At 56.4% G+C, this 15,774-nt stretch carries 15 protein-coding genes; 10 read left to right on the plus strand and 5 right to left on the minus strand.

Annotated elements, in window-relative coordinates; all coding sequences use genetic code 11:
• Both G7A66_RS12720 and G7A66_RS12725 read left to right on the plus strand, forming a co-directional pair.
• A partial coding sequence (locus tag G7A66_RS12720) for a PEPxxWA-CTERM sorting domain-containing protein (protein ID WP_174296068.1) occupies positions 1-171 on the plus strand: 171 nt, incomplete at its 5' end.
• Positions 172-696: 525 nt separating this feature from the next.
• On the plus strand, positions 697-1,833 hold the full coding sequence (locus tag G7A66_RS12725) for a sensor domain-containing diguanylate cyclase (RefSeq protein ID WP_174296069.1): 1,137 nt from the start codon (positions 697-699) through the stop codon (positions 1,831-1,833).
• On the opposite strand, the gene G7A66_RS12730 is transcribed toward G7A66_RS12725, so the two are convergent.
• Together G7A66_RS12730 and G7A66_RS12735 are read right to left on the minus strand one after the other, a co-directional pair.
• On the minus strand, positions 1,816-2,463 hold the full coding sequence (locus G7A66_RS12730; protein WP_174296070.1) for a DsbA family protein: 648 nt from the start codon (positions 2,461-2,463) through the stop codon (positions 1,816-1,818). The genes G7A66_RS12725 and G7A66_RS12730 overlap by 18 nt on opposite strands.
• Positions 2,464-2,844: 381 nt before the next feature.
• The gene (locus G7A66_RS12735; protein WP_206675214.1) at positions 2,845-2,988 is read right to left on the minus strand and encodes a hypothetical protein; all 144 of its coding nucleotides are present in this window, start codon (positions 2,986-2,988) and stop codon (positions 2,845-2,847) included.
• A gap of 1,223 nt (positions 2,989-4,211) precedes the next feature.
• On the opposite strand from G7A66_RS12735, the gene G7A66_RS12740 reads away from it, so the two are divergent.
• The 3 genes from G7A66_RS12740 to G7A66_RS12750 all read left to right on the plus strand — a co-directional run bounded on the left by G7A66_RS12740 (position 4,212) and on the right by G7A66_RS12750 (position 7,115).
• On the plus strand, positions 4,212-4,643 hold the full coding sequence (locus G7A66_RS12740; protein WP_174296072.1) for a hypothetical protein: 432 nt from the start codon (positions 4,212-4,214) through the stop codon (positions 4,641-4,643).
• 212 nt (positions 4,644-4,855) lie between these two features.
• Complete coding sequence (locus G7A66_RS12745) at positions 4,856-5,542, plus strand: rhomboid family intramembrane serine protease (RefSeq protein ID WP_174296073.1); 687 nt, start codon at positions 4,856-4,858, stop codon at positions 5,540-5,542.
• A gap of 127 nt (positions 5,543-5,669) precedes the next feature.
• Positions 5,670-7,115, plus strand: coding sequence for a hypothetical protein (locus tag G7A66_RS12750; protein WP_174296074.1), 1,446 nt, complete (start codon positions 5,670-5,672; stop codon positions 7,113-7,115).
• Between the two features lie 71 nt (positions 7,116-7,186).
• On the opposite strand, the gene G7A66_RS12755 is transcribed toward G7A66_RS12750, so the two are convergent.
• The gene (locus G7A66_RS12755; RefSeq protein ID WP_232366887.1) at positions 7,187-8,170 is read right to left on the minus strand and encodes a cell wall hydrolase; all 984 of its coding nucleotides are present in this window, start codon (positions 8,168-8,170) and stop codon (positions 7,187-7,189) included.
• Positions 8,171-8,378: 208 nt separating this feature from the next.
• On the opposite strand from G7A66_RS12755, the gene xrtV reads away from it, so the two are divergent.
• From xrtV to G7A66_RS12780, 5 genes are all read left to right on the plus strand, one after another.
• Entirely contained in the window at positions 8,379-9,278 is a 900-nt protein-coding gene (gene xrtV / locus G7A66_RS12760; RefSeq protein ID WP_174296075.1) for an exosortase V, read from the plus strand.
• Positions 9,271-9,966 (plus strand): exosortase-associated protein EpsI, V-type, encoded by a 696-nt coding sequence (gene epsI, locus G7A66_RS12765; protein WP_174296076.1) that lies wholly within the window; start codon positions 9,271-9,273, stop codon positions 9,964-9,966. Before xrtV ends, epsI begins: the two co-directional genes overlap by 8 nt.
• Positions 9,967-9,974: 8 nt before the next feature.
• Positions 9,975-10,829 carry a SurA N-terminal domain-containing protein gene (locus G7A66_RS12770; protein ID WP_232366888.1) on the plus strand — a complete coding sequence of 285 codons (855 nt, stop codon included), beginning with the start codon at positions 9,975-9,977 and terminating at the stop codon, positions 10,827-10,829.
• Positions 10,830-10,927: 98 nt separating this feature from the next.
• The gene (locus tag G7A66_RS12775; protein ID WP_174296078.1) at positions 10,928-11,998 is read left to right on the plus strand and encodes a glycosyltransferase family 4 protein; all 1,071 of its coding nucleotides are present in this window, start codon (positions 10,928-10,930) and stop codon (positions 11,996-11,998) included.
• A gap of 243 nt (positions 11,999-12,241) precedes the next feature.
• A complete protein-coding gene (locus tag G7A66_RS12780; protein ID WP_174296079.1) occupies positions 12,242-13,420 on the plus strand; it encodes a glycosyltransferase family 2 protein in 1,179 nt (392 codons plus the stop codon).
• Here G7A66_RS12780 and G7A66_RS14680 read toward each other — a convergent pair.
• Entirely contained in the window at positions 13,365-14,168 is an 804-nt protein-coding gene (locus tag G7A66_RS14680) for a WecB/TagA/CpsF family glycosyltransferase (RefSeq protein ID WP_174296080.1), read from the minus strand. The genes G7A66_RS12780 and G7A66_RS14680 overlap by 56 nt on opposite strands.
• Entirely contained in the window at positions 14,165-15,688 is a 1,524-nt protein-coding gene (locus G7A66_RS12790; protein ID WP_206675215.1) for a tetratricopeptide repeat protein, read from the minus strand. The genes G7A66_RS14680 and G7A66_RS12790 overlap by 4 nt, the downstream gene beginning before the upstream one ends.
• Positions 15,689-15,774: the final 86 nt, after the last annotated feature.

Below are 15,774 nucleotides of genomic sequence, written 5' to 3' on the forward strand. Positions count from 1 at the left end.
GGTGTTTCTGATCTAAGGCAGGTTCGCATCGGCGGTATCAGCTCGCAGATCGGTGCAGTACCTGAGCCCACCACTTGGGCAATGATGCTGTTCGGCTTTGGTGCAATCGGATTTGCTATGCGGCGACGTAGCAGCGACCAGAGCAGCAAACGGGTTCGCTTTGCCTTCTAAGCCTAAGCGCAACAACGAGACGATCGCGGCGGCTTCGGCCGCCGCTTTCATTCTGCCTCAACGCATTTCCGGCTTTCGAAGAGATACAATCACCTTGGACGGCCTTGTACTGGGGCAGGAGATTCTATTTATCCTAAAAGGGTTGCACCGAGCGCACCGCTCGTAAGGAGTAGGATTGCACGCAGTTTTATGGCTCCCCAAGGCGATGAGTTATTCAGCTACATAACTCCTCGTCGATGGTGATGCGCAATGTGCCCGGCCATTTCACTTCGGATTTCAGAAGGAGTAATCGGCCTTAAGCGCTAATGATAAAAGTCGAAACCTCGGAACAATGAGCTTTCCTGCGCGTCTGTTCGCTGGACTCCATAACTCCATAATGTAAATACTTTCTTTACCATCTTCGGCGCGCTGCGCATCCATGGCCGCAGGCAACGTCCAGAGCGGCCAAGGCGACGGGGGATTACTATGACTAGTCAGAACCAGTCCGACGAGCGATCCCCCCTCTCTAAGGTGGAGCGGCACAACGTGCTCGATATTCCGCTGCCAGAGGGTCTAGCTAAAATCACTTCCCTCGTACGCAGTGTTCTGAAGGTGCCAATCGCAGCCGTATCCCTGATTGATCGCGGTTGCCGATGGTTTACGTCCATACAGGGCTCGGACTCTATAGGCTCGTCGAGCCTGGCCTCTTTTGGCTTTCCGTTCAGAGGCGAACGGCCTCTCGTGATCTTCGATGCGCTTGAAGATGAGCGGTTTAGCACTCATGCGCTAGTCGCAGGGGCGCCTCACATCCGAAGCTATGCGGGTGCTCCTCTGCAAACCTCTGAGGGTCATAACCTCGGTACTTTGTGCGTGATGGACACTGCTCCAAGGAACTTCAGCGAGACGGAGCTGAGCATCCTGAGCAGCTTTGCCTCCCTTGTTGTTCATGAGCTTAAACTGCTGCAGATTGCCGAACAGGATCATTTGACGGGTGCTCTCAGCCGGCGTGCTTTCTTCAACCAGATCGAGAAAGAAACTGAGCGGTTCCGGCGCAGCGATCTGCCCAGCGCTTTGGCATTGATGGACCTGGACCACTTCAAATCGATAAATGACAGGTTTGGTCATCCTGCGGGTGATGCGGTTCTGACAGCCGTTGCTAGCACTTGCGCCGAGCAGTTGCGCGAAAACGATGTAATCGGCCGTCTTGGAGGGGAGGAGTTTGGTATCCTCCTTTCGGGAACAGATGAGGCAGGTGGCCGAGCAGCCATCGAGAAAATCCGCCGGTCCATCGAAGAGCAGGTCATTCCCCTTGGCGGTGGAATCCGCGTCACTGCGAGCTTTGGGCTGGCAGTGCTAGGCGCTGAAGATTGTAGCGGAACCGATTGGATCGATAAGGCAGATAAAGCGCTTTACAGCGCAAAGCGTCGCGGGCGGAACTGCTGTGTTTCTGCGTTGCACCGAAAGCAGCCTCAAGATGAAGGGCTCTACACCCTGCTTCATCAGCACGCTCTAACTGCTGCTGGTCCAGGCGTGAGTTCCCTATCGGGATCACAGCGCAACCGGTCCCACCAGGAGGCCCGACAGATGGCGGCATCTGAATGCCTGAAAAAACTCTCACGATATCGCTCACATCCTTATGGGCGGTCACAAACGAAAATCTATTTATCAGCTGCCAGACTGTGAAATCCGGGCTCGTGCATGGGCGAATGCCTGAAGAAACTCACGCTCGTTTAGCGCTCCTTCGATCAAGAAGGGCCCGATCAAGTATCCTGGAGTGCCGTCAAGCCCGAGGCTAAAAGCCCCCCAACTGTTCTTCGCCAGCTCGTCATCAAATGCAGATCGGTGATGAACAAGGTCATCTTGTAGCCGCTGCCAATTGCCTCCCGACCTCTCGACAGCAGCCCGCAAGGCTGCATCATCGAGTCTGCGCGAACCCATCAGCGCTTGGTGGACAGAAGGGTAAATGCCCTGGCGGTGTGCAGCCAACGCGACCTTGGCTGCTTCTTCCGAACGTTGGCCGAACACCGGCCAGTCCTTGTAGACGACCCGGACATTTCCGTCCTTGATGATGGCGGACCGCATGGCTGGATCGGCCTTACGGCATGCGGGGCACTGATAATCTGTAAATAGGACAAGGGTCAGATCGGCAGTGCCTCTGGTGACCTCAGGCGACCTGTCGTCTTGCAAGGTTGCGACTGCCGAAGCATTATCACCCACATACCGGCCAAGTGGACGAGAGCCTTGGAGCAAGTATGAAGTCAAAACGCCGGCCGCGATAAGGCCGAGAAGGGCAAGCAGCTGTTTCCCGGTCATCGACTCAGTCTGCAATCATAAAGCATCGAAGCCAAGCTGAACTTCCACAGTTCCGGCGATGCCGAGGTCTTCATTCTGCCCGTCTCCTCTGCTGGCTGGAGTAGCGGATACGCTGTCCAGGTCCGTTGCTACCGTTAACCAAAACTGGAACTTGCCTATCTTTGGGTTCTTAGAAACCGAACGGAGCTGCCGAGTCGGTCCAGGCTGCGCGGCTATCATGCGCGTGATTGATGATTAGCTCCCCACCTATTCGGCCCAACAAGTTCGCGAAGTTGTGCTGCATGGCATGTTCGTTCCCCTAGGTGCGGGCGAAGGCACCGATGGCGGGGTAGACCGGACGAATTGTTCATTTTGCGCTCCTACCAGTGGCCGCCGGCCAGTTCAGACCTGTCGACGCTGGGCAATGTAGGAGCAGTTCCAAAGCTGAGCACTTAGGCCATGATGCTCTTCGGCGTCGGTGAAATCGGGTTTGCGATGCGCCGCCGCCGGACGCACAAAGTGCGAGGGCGTTTCGTTTTTTAACATGAGTACCGCATCTGCGGATTCGATAGCGAGTTTCAAAGGACGGCGGCTTCGGTCGCCGTCTTCTTTTCATCTCAGTCGCTCGAAGAAGGTTCTTGGTTCAGTTCACGTGCCGTGTTGATAGCGTCGTCGGCGGTTAGCGCAGGCGGGATTTCATCAGCCCTAAGAAGCCAAACGGCGACGATCGCTAACATGATGAGAGCTAACAAGGTTAACCACTTCCTCACCGAAACCCTGCTCCTTACCCAATGTCATGTCGACTTATCACTTGATTATCTGCGGCATGGCTTGTCAACTAAGTGCATGGTGCGTTGGCGAACGACATGCCGCAATACGTGCTGGACAACGACAAACTTCCGTTATGCGCTATTTACGAGCACCAAGCGCATCTAAGCACATGCGCAGCTTTGCAGGTCGCTTTGGCAGGCAAACCTGTCCGGGTCGATTTCGTCCATTCGGCCTGGTCGAGCAAAGGGTGTACGCTGCCTGCGAAACCTTGTTGGTCGGCCTGAGCAAGGATCGTTTTCTTCGGAAATCAATTTTCGGTGTGCTTATGCTTTCGACACATCACTTCGGTGCTCTGATTTCGCAACTCCATTCGCTTGATCGGCGATGGTTGCCAAGCATCGGCAGAACGAGAAAGGCAGCGACTGGCGCGACCAGTGTAGCCACCGGCTTTACCAGTATCTTCTTTCGGTCCGGCCACTTCGGGCCGGCCGGAAATCTCAGAAGCGCTTAAGTCGGTGCCGCCCCAGAACTTATCAGGCGGCCTTCCACCCCTCTAACCGGCCGGGGGCTCAGGTCACTTACGAACCACTCCGGCCGGGAGCGCGAGCGATGGAGAAAGCCCGACTCGGCATTGACTTAACATGGATCAGCAAGAATTGCACTGCTAAGCCCTCCATCTACTACCTGCGCGTGACCTGGGCGTCTGTCTAAGCGCCACAAGAGCAAGTGAGTGCCGCGCGCCGAAGCTCGAATGAAGTGTTCCGACCGAAGGAGTCGCTAGCTGAAATGCGGGCCTGTTGATCGGCGCTAAGTCGATACGATCCTGCTTAACGGGCCCGGTGCCAACCGGAAGTGCTCAGAATCCAAGGCCCGGTTGATAGGCAAGCTTGTGCTCAGGAAATGTGTCAAGCTGGGGCAATCAAGTATTCTGCCGGAACTCTGCTCGAACGTAGGTGTATTCAATGCCTTACTGAAAATCACCTGCTGAGGGGCATAATGTGGAAAAGCTGGCTTTCGGGTTTAATCATGATTCAGAATTCTATCAGGACAGCATGCCATTTGAGGGGGCAGGCTGGCTCAATGTCTCTGCGGAGGAGAATGGCGCCGCCTGCCGAGCAAGGTTCTGGACCGAACGCGCGAAAATGCAGGACTTTGTGGCAGCCATCGTTGAGAAGGCGAGCACGTCTGAATATCCAATCGACTTACGATGGCATGATGAGTTGGAAGAGCGTGCTTTTCACCTGAGGATCGAGGAATGTGAGAGATCGGGCGAACTTAAGGTTCAGCTGCATGTCTACCGCGGCGCTGATCGACGGGAACTCTACTGCTGGTCCTTTGCAACCAGCCACTCTGACTTGCGTGCCTTCAATTCCGCGATGGTGGACATGGTAAATAAGCGTCGCTCCAGGGCTGTCCTTAATGGCTGGTAGGCGCACAATGGATGTTTATGCAATCAGCTGAGCTAACCCCAGCTCCATCCGCATGCTCGGCCCGAAACAACCTTAACTGTCGCCTGTGACCGGGCGTGAAAGTTGTTGACGGGCAATCCTCAACGAATCCTCTGCCCGATGAGCAAACTAAACGCCTAGATGCAGCCAAGTCTACTTGGCGGTAAACGGCTATTCTAGTATGCCGATCAGATATGAACGACCGCAAAGAAGCACCCCTGAAGGAGGACGGCGGCAACAATCTTTTCGCTAGAGATTGGGAGGTCCCTTGGCACGCTCATCTCTTGCCAGTCGTTCTCGCCGCTTTGATGATTGTAATCTGGTTGAATTCTGACGGGCGTATGTCTTCTTATGCCGTGTCATGGCAGTCGCTTAAGCTGAACCCTGTTATGCCGATGCTCGTGCATATGCTCGCCCATGGAGGCTTGCCTCACGTGCTCATGAATTCTGCTGTTTTACTCCTTCTAAGCGGCCCTTTGATTTCGCGTCTGGGAGATCCTCCGCTCGCTTGGATGCGTTACATGTATCTCCTAATCGGGAGCGGCATCTCGGGGGCGTTACTGTTTCTGTTGCTGAACCTAAGAGAGAGCGCGTCGATGCTTGGCGCATCGGGCGCAGTTTTCGGCTTACTTGGCCTCTTGGCTCGGGTGCATCCCGCGACGGGCCACGCCGTCCCAATCCGGTCGGCCAGGACGTGGCTAATAGCGAAATTCTTTGTGCAAAATCACCTCCTCCTATTCGCCATTCTAGCGCTTGTAGCCTTCCTGACAGGGGCATCGGCGCTCCTGGCCTGGGAAGCTCACTTGGGGGGGCTACTATTCGGCTTTTTCGCAGCACCGCTCTTTCTTAAGCTTCCACCTTCAAGGCAAGCTAAAGGTTGAGAAATCTCTTTGTTGCTCAGTGATGATAGTCCCCGCTTGCTTGCTAGTAATCCCCGACTATCTTGATTGTATGAGTTGACCTTCCAGCCTGCGCTTCGCTTATGCCAGTCGCTCGAGGGAGACTAAGATGCGCACGCCTAAGGATGCTGCAGTACACAATGGTGTTTCGTCGCCTTTCGCCACGGCGAGTTGGTCGCGAGCAGGCGCTGGCTCTGCTCAGGTGAGTGGAACCATGCCTGTCCCTTGGGTCATCGCAGCCGGAGCAATCCCGGTCGCGATAATCACCGCAACTGTCCTAAGTGCTGACTTCGCGAGTTTCGAGAACGGCGATACGGCGGTGAGTTCGCGCTCCTTGGCGCTTGCCGGCGGTGCAATGCCCTCCATTGACCTTTCTGCATCCAAGCCAAGCCGAGAATATTCCACCGCCAAAAAATCGCTTCAACTGCATTCTAGGCCCACGGATGCCTCGGTGACTGCTGACGCTGCAACAGAGTCCCGTATAACAGCAAAGTCAGGAAAGGGCTTTCTTGATAAGAATCAAGGGGTTTTAGATGCTCCGGACGCTGACTCTTCATTTGGAGACTCGAGTCTCTATCGCACCGCCCTGCGAAGAGAGCTGCCGAAGGGATCAACGGCGAAGGAAGTCACCTCCCAGTCACTTACGTCGGGTGAGGTTGGGAAGGCCGAGGGTGCGCTGAAAAAAGGGAGTCATGAAGGGGCCGGAAGTTTTGCAGCTGCGTCCACATTAGCGCTGGAGATTCAGCCGAAGCTTGCGGCCAAAAAGATCGCAGCGCAGCAGCCTTCGCGGCTTGCCGCAGATGAGACAGCTTCAAGCCTGCGTTCTGTTGAAGCTACTTTGAAAGACAATGCCGGCATTTTGATTGCAGATGCGGGTACGACACTGCTTGCGAGTATAGATAACCCGCCGGGTGTTCTGCTCCTCGACCTTGAGCTTGCGGATGTGTCAGCCACTGAAGTTCCCCCGTCGTTTGGGGATCCAGTTGTGCAGCATGCTCATTCGAAACCGGTCGCCAAAACTGAGCAGGCGCTGTTCCGTCCTTTGAATATCGAAGATGTGCCAGGCTCAAGGGAACGAAGGTCGACTCCGGGCGATGGAGAAGGCCGGCCTCAATTCGTCACATCCGAGGGAAGCCGTGCTCGTCAAGGAGCTGTCTTGGCGAAGGCCGCTGCTCCGCCGACTTCGATTGCATCTGGTGTTCGAAACGATGCAGCGAATGGCGCGGGGCTCAATTCTTCTAAGTTGAGCAGGAGTGAGCGGTTCGGTCCAGTTCTCCGCGACACCGTGGCTGCGCTGGCTTATACGGACTCTACTGCATTAGGAGCACTTCCGCTTCGGATCTCAGACAACGACCTCGTTTTTGTCCGCTTGGCCGATCTGATTTCGCTGTTTAAGGATCGCATGGACGATCCGGCGTATGTTTGGCTTAAGTCATCTTCCAGCGCTGAAGAGTACGTCACGTTTGATGCTTTGAGGGCGGCGGGGATCGGTGCCGCTTACAACGCAAGAACGCAGCATGTCAGACTTTCCGTTTTGAGTGCCAAAGATCGCTGAACTTCGGGATGTAATCTATCTTACGAGGTGCGCCCACGCCGATCAGTTGATTGCCGCGCGATTGACGATTTTCAATCTGCTTGGGGTCGTATCTTCAATTCAGATTCTGCATCATCTACCTTAAGCGTTCCTGCGGCTTGATCTGCGCGGATTTTTGGAGGCGTTTTGAATCCTGTTGTTAGGCTTGGCCGATCTAGCAGGATCTGGGATGAATTTTCTACAGGAGGGCTAATCGGGGTGTCGATTGTTGCCTCTTCAAGATCCTGAAAGACCGGAGCAGCCTCGATAATGGGTATGCTTGAAGTTTCGCCGCTGTATAACTGCCTGAATGCACCTCTTCGTCCCCAGGAACCACTCCACCGGTAGAAGATGTGCGTGTTGATAGATGCGACCTTAGCGAGGCTGGGTGCCCAGTAGGGCAGCACGTAGTTGGCGTGGTAATGTGTTGCTGTTCCAACAGATTGCTCGACCTTCCCTCGCAGGGCCTCACTCGCAACGCGCTTCGCTCTCTCCCAACCTCGCGATGAAGCAGTTCTGGAAAGGCTACCGTCACAAGTAAACGTGAATTGGCACCCGGTGCGCAAATGGGAGCCCTCGTAAATTACGCCGCATACCGAAGAGGGAAATGCTGGATGACGAACCCGGTTTAGTACTACTTGGGCAACCGCTCGCTGGCCGGCCTCGCCTTCATTGTTAGCTTCATAGTAGATCGCAGAGGTGAGGCACTCGAGTGCCGATTGGAAGGAGGTTGTTTCCAGCCAATCAGCAGGCTGCTTGAAAGGCAACGCTGCTTCAACGGGATCAGCAGAGTAGGGGAGGGCTAGGTTAGCGGCGAGGATTTCTTCCTTTGAGAGCACTTCCACCTGCTCCATTCCCGGCGGAATCGCAAGCTGCGCAACCGGCGATAGTTCTGCGTCTGCGCTCTCTTTGGCAGGGCTCGCTTGTCCGAAGACATCAAAGCCGTAAGCAATGGCGAAGCCTGCGAACAGAATGGCGATGAGGGCAACTGCGCCCCAAAGCCACACCTTTCGCTCTACCACTCTTTCTATTTGCATAAATCTCAACTTACGGCACAACTGCCGATGAGTGCCCGCTATCGCATGGCAGAAAGTGCATGGCCAGACGCTTAACTATGAGGCCGACGGCAAAGCCCCGATTAGGGACAGTCGACGGGCAGCCGAATTCGGCAATTGTGAGTACGGCCAAGGTTGGCTAGGCTCTTAAGAGACCAAGACCCGCCCTCAAGGTGAGCAACGACAAAGCATGGGAATTTTAGCATTGAAGGCTGGAGAAGGCAGCTCAACCGGTTTCCAGAGTGGACCTGCAGTGCTCGGCTGGGTTGCGCTTCTCGTCGGCGTACTTCTTTTTCTAATCCCGACCATGAGCTTCGTCATAAGCGAGACCTGGAGCGGCGAAGAGGGGGCGCACGGGCCCATTGTACTGTTTACCGGGCTGTGGTTGCTCTGGAGAGAATGGCCGGAAGCAAGGAGCGAAGCGCAAAAGCCGCCAATCATCAGGGTCGTGGCACTGCTAGCTGTTTTTTTGCCGCTCTTCATTCTTGCTCGGATTACGCAAATCGTGGAGCTTGAAGGCTACCTGATGTACGGCGCTCTTTTGACCGTGCTCTACAGCGTCATCGGCGGGGCTGCGATGCGCCGGCTGTGGTTTCCCCTCTTCTATTTAACATTCGTGTTTCCGCCGCCGGAGTCAGTGGTCGCAGCAGTAACCACGCCGCTGAAAATGGAGCTGTCGCGGATATCCATCGCCTTCTTGGATTTGTTCGGATATCCTATCGGCGGAGAGGGCGTCCGGATTTTCATCGGGCAATACGAGCTACTTGTAGCCGCTGCTTGCTCGGGGCTTAATTCGATCATCTCGCTAACAGCGATTTCGCTATTCTACATCTACATCCGCCATCAGGCCGATTGGCGCTACGCCGGCCTCTTAGTCTTATTCATCTTACCAGTTGCATTGGCGGCAAACTTCCTCCGCGTCATTATACTCATCCTCCTCACCTATCATGCTGGTGAAGCCGCAGCGCAGGGGTTTCTTCACAATTTTGCGGGCATTTTCATGTTTGCAATCGCACTGGTGGTAATCTTTGCGCTGGATGAATTGATTAGGCCGATTTGGCAGCGAACAGTAGGACACGCAAATGACTGAGAGTCCCTCACTGCAGGACCGCCGTTCGCCGCTCATTTCGCGCCGGCATGTGCTCATTGGCGGTGCACTTGCCGCTGCGTCGGCTGTGGCTATCGCTCGGCAGCCGACGAGCGTCGTTCCTGCAGTTCCCGAGAAGGCATTCGAAAAACTGGTGCCTAAGCAGTTTGGAAGCTGGCGAGTAGTTGGGTCGAGCGGTGTAGTCTTGCCACCGCCGGACGCTTTGTCTGACCGCTTATACGACAACCTCGTTACGCGGGTGTACGAGTCTCCTGAAGCATCAGTTATGTTGCTCCTCGCGTACAACAATTTGCAGGACGGGGTGGTGCAGGTTCATAGGCCAGAAGTCTGTTATCCTGTTGGCGGCTTCGAGTTGAGCTCGACAGTGAATGTTCCGCTCGTCCTTCCGGGAGCTCAGATTCCTGCAAGCTTTTTCACTGCCGAAGGCCCCGACCGGGTTGAACAAGTTTTGTATTTCACGCGTCTTGGTACGGCCTACCCTAGGAGCTGGGGCGAGCAACGCTGGGCCGTCGCTAAAGCGAATCTGGATGGACGTATCCCCGACGGCGTGATGATGCGTGTCTCTCTCCTTGGCCGAGACCCAGCTGCTGCGTTGGAAACCCTGAGCCAATTTTCTACTGAGTTCATCGCTGCTTCCCCGCAGGCCTTGCAGAAACTTCTTTTGGTGTGAGAGTGAATATGAGAACGTCGTTGAAGCTAAGCCTTCTTACTTGCCTTTTTGCCCTGACAGCTTGCGAGAAGGAGGCGACCGGCCAAGTTGCCGCTGTCGTGAACGGCGAAGAAATTACCCTTCAAGAGATCAATGCTGAGCTCACAGCTATGTCTGTGCCCGAGGGCGCGAACAAGGAAATGGTTCAGAAGGCAGCCCTGCAGAGGATTATCGATCGGCGTCTGCTGGCCCAAGCGGCGAGAGAAGAGGGTCTGGATAAAACTCCAGAATTTATAACTCGCCGCCGTCAAATGGAGGATGGCTTGCTTGTGCAGATCCTCGGCCGCAACGCATCGCGCGCGACCGAAGTGCCGGACCAGGCGGAAATTTCGGCGTACATCAGGGATAACCCCGCGCTTTTTTCGGATCGGGCTGTATACACGCTCGACAGGATCCAGTTTCCGATGCCAGCGGATCCGGAGCAGCTAAAAGCGCTTGAAGACGACCATTCGTTGGATGCAGTTGCAGGGCAGCTTCGCGAGCTTGGGATTGAGTTCACGCGTGAACCTGGCCGGCTGGACAGCGCACAGTTGGGGCAGGAGACAATGAGCAAAATTCTCTCCTTGCCTCCTGGCGAACCCTTCATTTTTCCAGAAGGCGGGATGGTAACGGCAGCTGTCATTACCGGCAAAGCTCAGCAACCGACCTCCGGCGACCAAGCCCAAACAGCAGCTGTACAGGCGTTGCGAAATCAAGGGCTCATGGACGTTTTGCAGCGCCGGCTGAAAGCCGCACGAACTCAAGCTGAAATCGAGTACCAAGATGATTTCGCACCGCCAACAACGCCTGCGAAAAGTACTGGTGCTGTGACTGCGGTTGAATAGCGGTCCGGGCAAGGGGTGGAAAACAGCGTATGACTGCCGAGGGCGCCGTCGCGCCTGCTCATTCATCTGCGGCGGGAAGGGCGGAAGCTAGCCTCCCTATGAAGCTGCTTTTCGCTCTCCCGGGCTTCCACCGCTATGACCGTGGTGCCGAGGTGGCCCTGCTCTCCGTTGCCACCGAACTGGCGCGATCAGGTGACGAGGTGGTCGTTGCAGGATCGGGTGAGCCGCGGCCGAATACACCTTACCAGTTCCACCGCGTTCCTTCGGTGCGCCGTGAACGCTTTGAGCTGCTCCCGAAGTTTCCCCCGCTCCGGACCGAGACAGCTTGGGAAGATGCGACGTTTGCCGCCAACTTGATGATACGCGAGCGGCTTACAGGTTATGATGCTACTATAACCTGTTCTTTTCCGTTCACGCAGTGGGCTCTGCGAGCCAAGAGCCCCCGGCGGGCGGCGCACGTGTTTGTTACTCAAAACGGTGACTGGCCGGCGTTTACCAATTCTTCCGAGTACCGCTCATTCGGCTGCGATGGGTTGGTTTGTACGAACCCTGACTATCTCACGAGGAATGAAGCGAATTGGCGCTGTGCCCTTATTCCTAACGGGGTTGATACCGACCGCTTTCAACCGGGCGCGCCTTGCGGGGCGCGTTTTGGCTTCCCCGACGACATGCCGGTTGTGCTCATGGTGAGCGCCCTCATTGAGAGCAAGCGGGTGCTGGAAGGCATCAGGGCTGCGGCCAAGCTGGACAACGTTTTTCTCGCAGTTGCAGGAGACGGCCCGCTGCGGGACGAGGCACGGGAGCTTGCCGCTAGCTTGCTGCCAGGACGGTATAAACAGCTGACACTCTCGGCACATGAGATGCCAGAACTCTACCGCTCCGCAGATGCTTTTCTCCACCTTTCATTGCTCGAGTCCTTCGGCAATGTTTTCCTCGAGGCTTGGGCATGCGGCCTTCCGGTCGTTGCCCATGAAAGCGATAGGCTCCGCTGGATTTTGGGTTCGGGGCAATTTCTGTGCGACACAGAGGACGAAAAGCAACTCGTCGAGCATCTGCGTTCCGCAATCGCTGCGGGCAAGAGTGCGCCGTCCGCTGGCATTGAGCAGTTCACGTGGCCCTCAATAGCAGCGCAATACCGCGCATTTATCGGCGGAATAGTCGGCCGGTAAGTCGCCGACGGAAGTACTCTTCTGTAGATGCGTTTGAGATGTCGCCTACTCTGACTGTTCCATGAAGCTTATCCCAGCAGCGTCAATCCATCTCTGCGAGTAGCACATCCGTTGATAGCTGCTGCCCCGGACGAGTACCTCTATGTGGAACAGAGACAGGGGAACTACCAAGGAGGGTTCGAACGCAGGCAAGTTCGGAGGCGGAGCTTGCAATAGACGCATTTGCATGAGCATAGCTCGACTATGGTTGAGATCCTTGCGTGGCTGTTAGCTGTCCCGCCGGCATTCGCGCTGGCAGTTTACTCGCTTGAGGTTCTAATCGGCTTGCCGCGCATGCACGGCAACTTGCGAGCAGCGCCGCCACGCAGTGCAGCGATACTCGTTCCTGCCCACGACGAGGCTGTTACCATCGGCGAGACAGTGAGGGAATTGCTTGCCATCGCGGGACCGGAAACTCGGCTGCTTGTCGTCGCCGACAATTGCACTGATGACACAGCCGAGATCGCCCGCCGGGCCGGTGCCAGTGTCGTCGAGCGTATGGATACACAAAAGCGGGGCAAGGGGTATGCCTTGGCTTGCGGTCGAGATTACCTCGCTACCGATCCGCCCGATGTAGTGATGGTCATGGACGCAGATTGCCGGACCGACAGGCAAAGCTTCGAACGTTTGATATCCAGCGCATCCTTTATGAATTCGCCGGTGCAGGCGAGTAACCTCCTCACTGCACCGCCGCACGCTGCTCCTGTTGTCCACATTTCGAACTTCGCCATGCTTATCAAGAACTCGGTACGAGCCAGGGGCCTTTACCGTTTGGGGGGCGGTATCCCTTTATTCGGGACCGGTATGGCATTCCCTTGGTCGATTTTTCACGAGGCTCCACTTGCATCGGCAGATGTTGTGGAGGACCTGCGGCTCTCGCTGGATCTAGCAAGTCAAGGCGTAGCCGTGCACCTGATCGAGAATGCGCGAGTGACGAGTGCTTCAGCCGCCGCCGGAGATACGGTCGCACAACGCCGACGTTGGGAGCACGGGTTTCTTCGCGTTGCCGCAAAATACGCTCTACCTCAGCTTCTGAGAGGGATAACCCGCTTGTCGCCGCACCAGGCAGCGCTCGGTCTGCATTTATGTGTGCCGCCGCTGGCCTTATTGCTACTGGTGGGAATAGCTGCTGCCTTTGCCACGATTCTTATTGGCATGGTGAGCGGATACTGGGCACCGAGCTGGACAATGTTGTCGGCACTTGCAGTCGCTCTAAGCGCCACCCTAGTCGCTTGGATGAAGGAGGGGCGGCGTGTGCTTCCGGCCGCTGCGCTGGTGCGCGTGCCCTTCTATGTCCTTCAAAAGATTCCTCTCTATCTGGCGCTCCTCACCTCCCGTCAGGCGAGTTGGAACCGGACCCCCCGCGGTGATGACAGGCCCTGAGCTGGTAGCGAGCCCAAATCCGGAATATTGCTGGCCCCTCAGCGAGGTAGCGCCGCCAAAGTCGGCTGGGTTCGCTTACGAGACGGAAAAGCCATTCCAAAGCGAGTCTTTGTATCCAGCGAGGAGCGCGCCTCTTTGCGCCAGTTACGAACTCCAGAGAGGCGCCAATGCACAGCGCAACGCCTCGTGCTTTCTGCCGCGATTTGAGCCGATGGCAAAGCAACTCGCTCTGGGGCGCCCCGATTGCGAAGAATACGATGTCCGCATCGCTCGTCTCGACGAAATCGATTATTGCCTGCTGAGCCTGACTGTTTGTTCTCACGCCCATGGGCGGGAGGTGGTGGCGCCATGTACAGCTCGGGAAGCGGCTTTCTAGGCTGGCCAAGATTTCTTCACTGCCTCCGACAACACTGATCGCTTTCGCACGCGCCGCGATCCGGCCAAGCAGGTGGACTGTGAGGTCACTGCCGGGGACCACCTGGAGCGCGATCCCGGAGGACTTCGCCATAACATGCAGTATGCGGCTATCACACACGCAAATGTCGGCAGCTTCATAGCTGAGCCAGAGTTCCTCATGGGCGGGGTCGCGGTGGAGCTCGACGACGTGGTCGACGTTCGGCGTGACCACATAGGCGAAGTCCGATGCTTCTGCCTTCTCGAGGACCTCCGCAATTACCTCCTCTTCCGCCAGATTGTCAAAGCGCAGGCCGAGGAATCGGACCCGTTCACCTCGCTGTTGCCGATTCACCGGCGCACAAGCCTTCCAAAGAGCCCGGTTCGAGGTAGCTCTCCCGTCCTCGTATCAACACCATAACGGGTATGCGCATCAGCCAAACCGCGCTGCGCTTCATCCTCGCAATTCGTATCCGACCGAATGCAGAGCCTGCGATAATACTCCCACCCGCGCAGAAGGGCAGGAGACTTGCGGGTGAAGCTCCGTGCAACCGCCAAGGCTTCACGCTGGCGCCCTTCTTCAATCAACCAATCTGCATATGCCCGTGCGATCGAGAAGCTTTGCGGGTTTGCTGCGATTGCGTCACGGTAGACGCGCTGTACGCCGATATCCTCACCACGCGCCGAATAAGCTGCGGCAGTCGCCAACCATGCCTCGTTCCGGTTCGGGCATTCAGCCGCGGCGCGCTGGGCACTGCGCGTTGCTCCGATGACATCGCCTTTGGCCAAAGACGCTTCCGCGAAGGCAACCAAGGCGTCGCACTGCGTTTCGTCCTTGCTGAGGACCTCGCCTGCAATCTCCAGCGCCTCTGATGGCTGGTTCTCCAGGAGCGCGAGTCTCGCAAGAAAGGGCTGAGCCTCTTTTTCAGGAAGCTGCTGGATCGCTGAGCGGGATGCGCCGGGGCGTTCGGACTCGAGGAAGAAGCGGGCCAATGCGGCCAGCGTAGTATCGTTCGCACTGGATGCAACTCTTCGCACCTCGCTCTCAGAAATCTCGGCAGAGTAATTTCTCAAAAGATCAATAGCCTGTGCGGCGGGTTCTGGGCCAAGGTCCTCTCGCACTAATAGATCGAGCACGAGCTTCTTCCCTGCTGCAACCTCATTTTGCTTGAAGCGCAGATTCGCCTCGTCAATTTGTAGGTCAGCATCGTCCGGGCGCAGCTGCCTCAGCCGGTTGAACTGTGCTTGCATGATTTGCGGATTTTTCATTTCACGAGCGAGCTCGAGCTTGGTGCGGGCAACACCCTCGCTGTCAGCCGTACCTTCCTGAACTGCATTGATTACATTCACAGCTTCTGCTGCCTCGCCCATCATGAAGAGCGCCCGGCTTTTGAGGATGGAGGCCTCCTCGCTTGCCGGACGCATCGCGAGGACCCGATCAGCGTCTTCTATGGAGTCGCCAAACCGGTTTCGAGCGAATGCATGGATACCTCGGACTAGCAGTGCGCTTTCCTCGCTCGGTTGAAGAACAAGAATGCGTTCAGCCGCGTCGAGAGACTCTCGCTGGTTGCCAGTGCGCAAGCCTAGCTGCGCAACGGCTTGCAGGGCCTCCATGTTCGTACCGTCTAAGGCCATAGCGTTCGAGTAGGCTGCAAAGGCGTTTTCGTATGATTCAGAAGCGACCTCGATGCGACCGCGCAGAAGATGGAGTTCAGGAGAATCGTCGCGCTGCGCGATCGCGTCGCCGATCCTCTGCCGAGCTAGCCAGAGTTCTCCCGCCTGCAGATGCTGTTCGGCTTGCGCTGCGTTCTGCATTGCTGCTTCCGAGCGATCGCCACAGGCAGTGGTTATGGAGAGGCCGAGGCAGAGCAGCAACAGCTTGTGCCAAAAGGGGAGGACGGAGGAAACGTGTTGGCTGATTGGCATGATTTCTTCTATAGGCTTGCTCTGCGCTCGACCGC

Origin of the sequence: Alteripontixanthobacter muriae, assembly GCF_013336795.1 — a bacterium.
In the GTDB taxonomy this organism is placed as follows: Bacteria; Pseudomonadota; Alphaproteobacteria; order Sphingomonadales; family Sphingomonadaceae; genus Pseudopontixanthobacter; species Pseudopontixanthobacter muriae.

Excerpts from the sequence above, each read along its gene's own strand:
- G7A66_RS12730 (WP_174296070.1), bottom strand. The coding sequence starts at position 2,463 with ATGACCGGGAAACAGCTGCTTGCCCTTCTCGGCCTTATCGCGGCCGGC.
- G7A66_RS12735 (WP_206675214.1), bottom strand. The coding sequence starts at position 2,988 with ATGTTAAAAAACGAAACGCCCTCGCACTTTGTGCGTCCGGCGGCGGCG.
- G7A66_RS12755 (WP_232366887.1), bottom strand. The coding sequence starts at position 8,170 with ATGCAAATAGAAAGAGTGGTAGAGCGAAAGGTGTGGCTTTGGGGCGCA.
- G7A66_RS12780 (WP_174296079.1), top strand. The coding sequence starts at position 12,242 with ATGGTTGAGATCCTTGCGTGGCTGTTAGCTGTCCCGCCGGCATTCGCG.
- G7A66_RS12745 (WP_174296073.1), top strand. The coding sequence starts at position 4,856 with ATGAACGACCGCAAAGAAGCACCCCTGAAGGAGGACGGCGGCAACAAT.
- xrtV (WP_174296075.1), top strand. The coding sequence starts at position 8,379 with ATGGGAATTTTAGCATTGAAGGCTGGAGAAGGCAGCTCAACCGGTTTC.
- G7A66_RS12750 (WP_174296074.1), top strand. The coding sequence starts at position 5,670 with ATGCGCACGCCTAAGGATGCTGCAGTACACAATGGTGTTTCGTCGCCT.
- epsI (WP_174296076.1), top strand. The coding sequence starts at position 9,271 with ATGACTGAGAGTCCCTCACTGCAGGACCGCCGTTCGCCGCTCATTTCG.
- G7A66_RS12770 (WP_232366888.1), top strand. The coding sequence starts at position 9,975 with ATGAGAACGTCGTTGAAGCTAAGCCTTCTTACTTGCCTTTTTGCCCTG.
- G7A66_RS12775 (WP_174296078.1), top strand. The coding sequence starts at position 10,928 with ATGAAGCTGCTTTTCGCTCTCCCGGGCTTCCACCGCTATGACCGTGGT.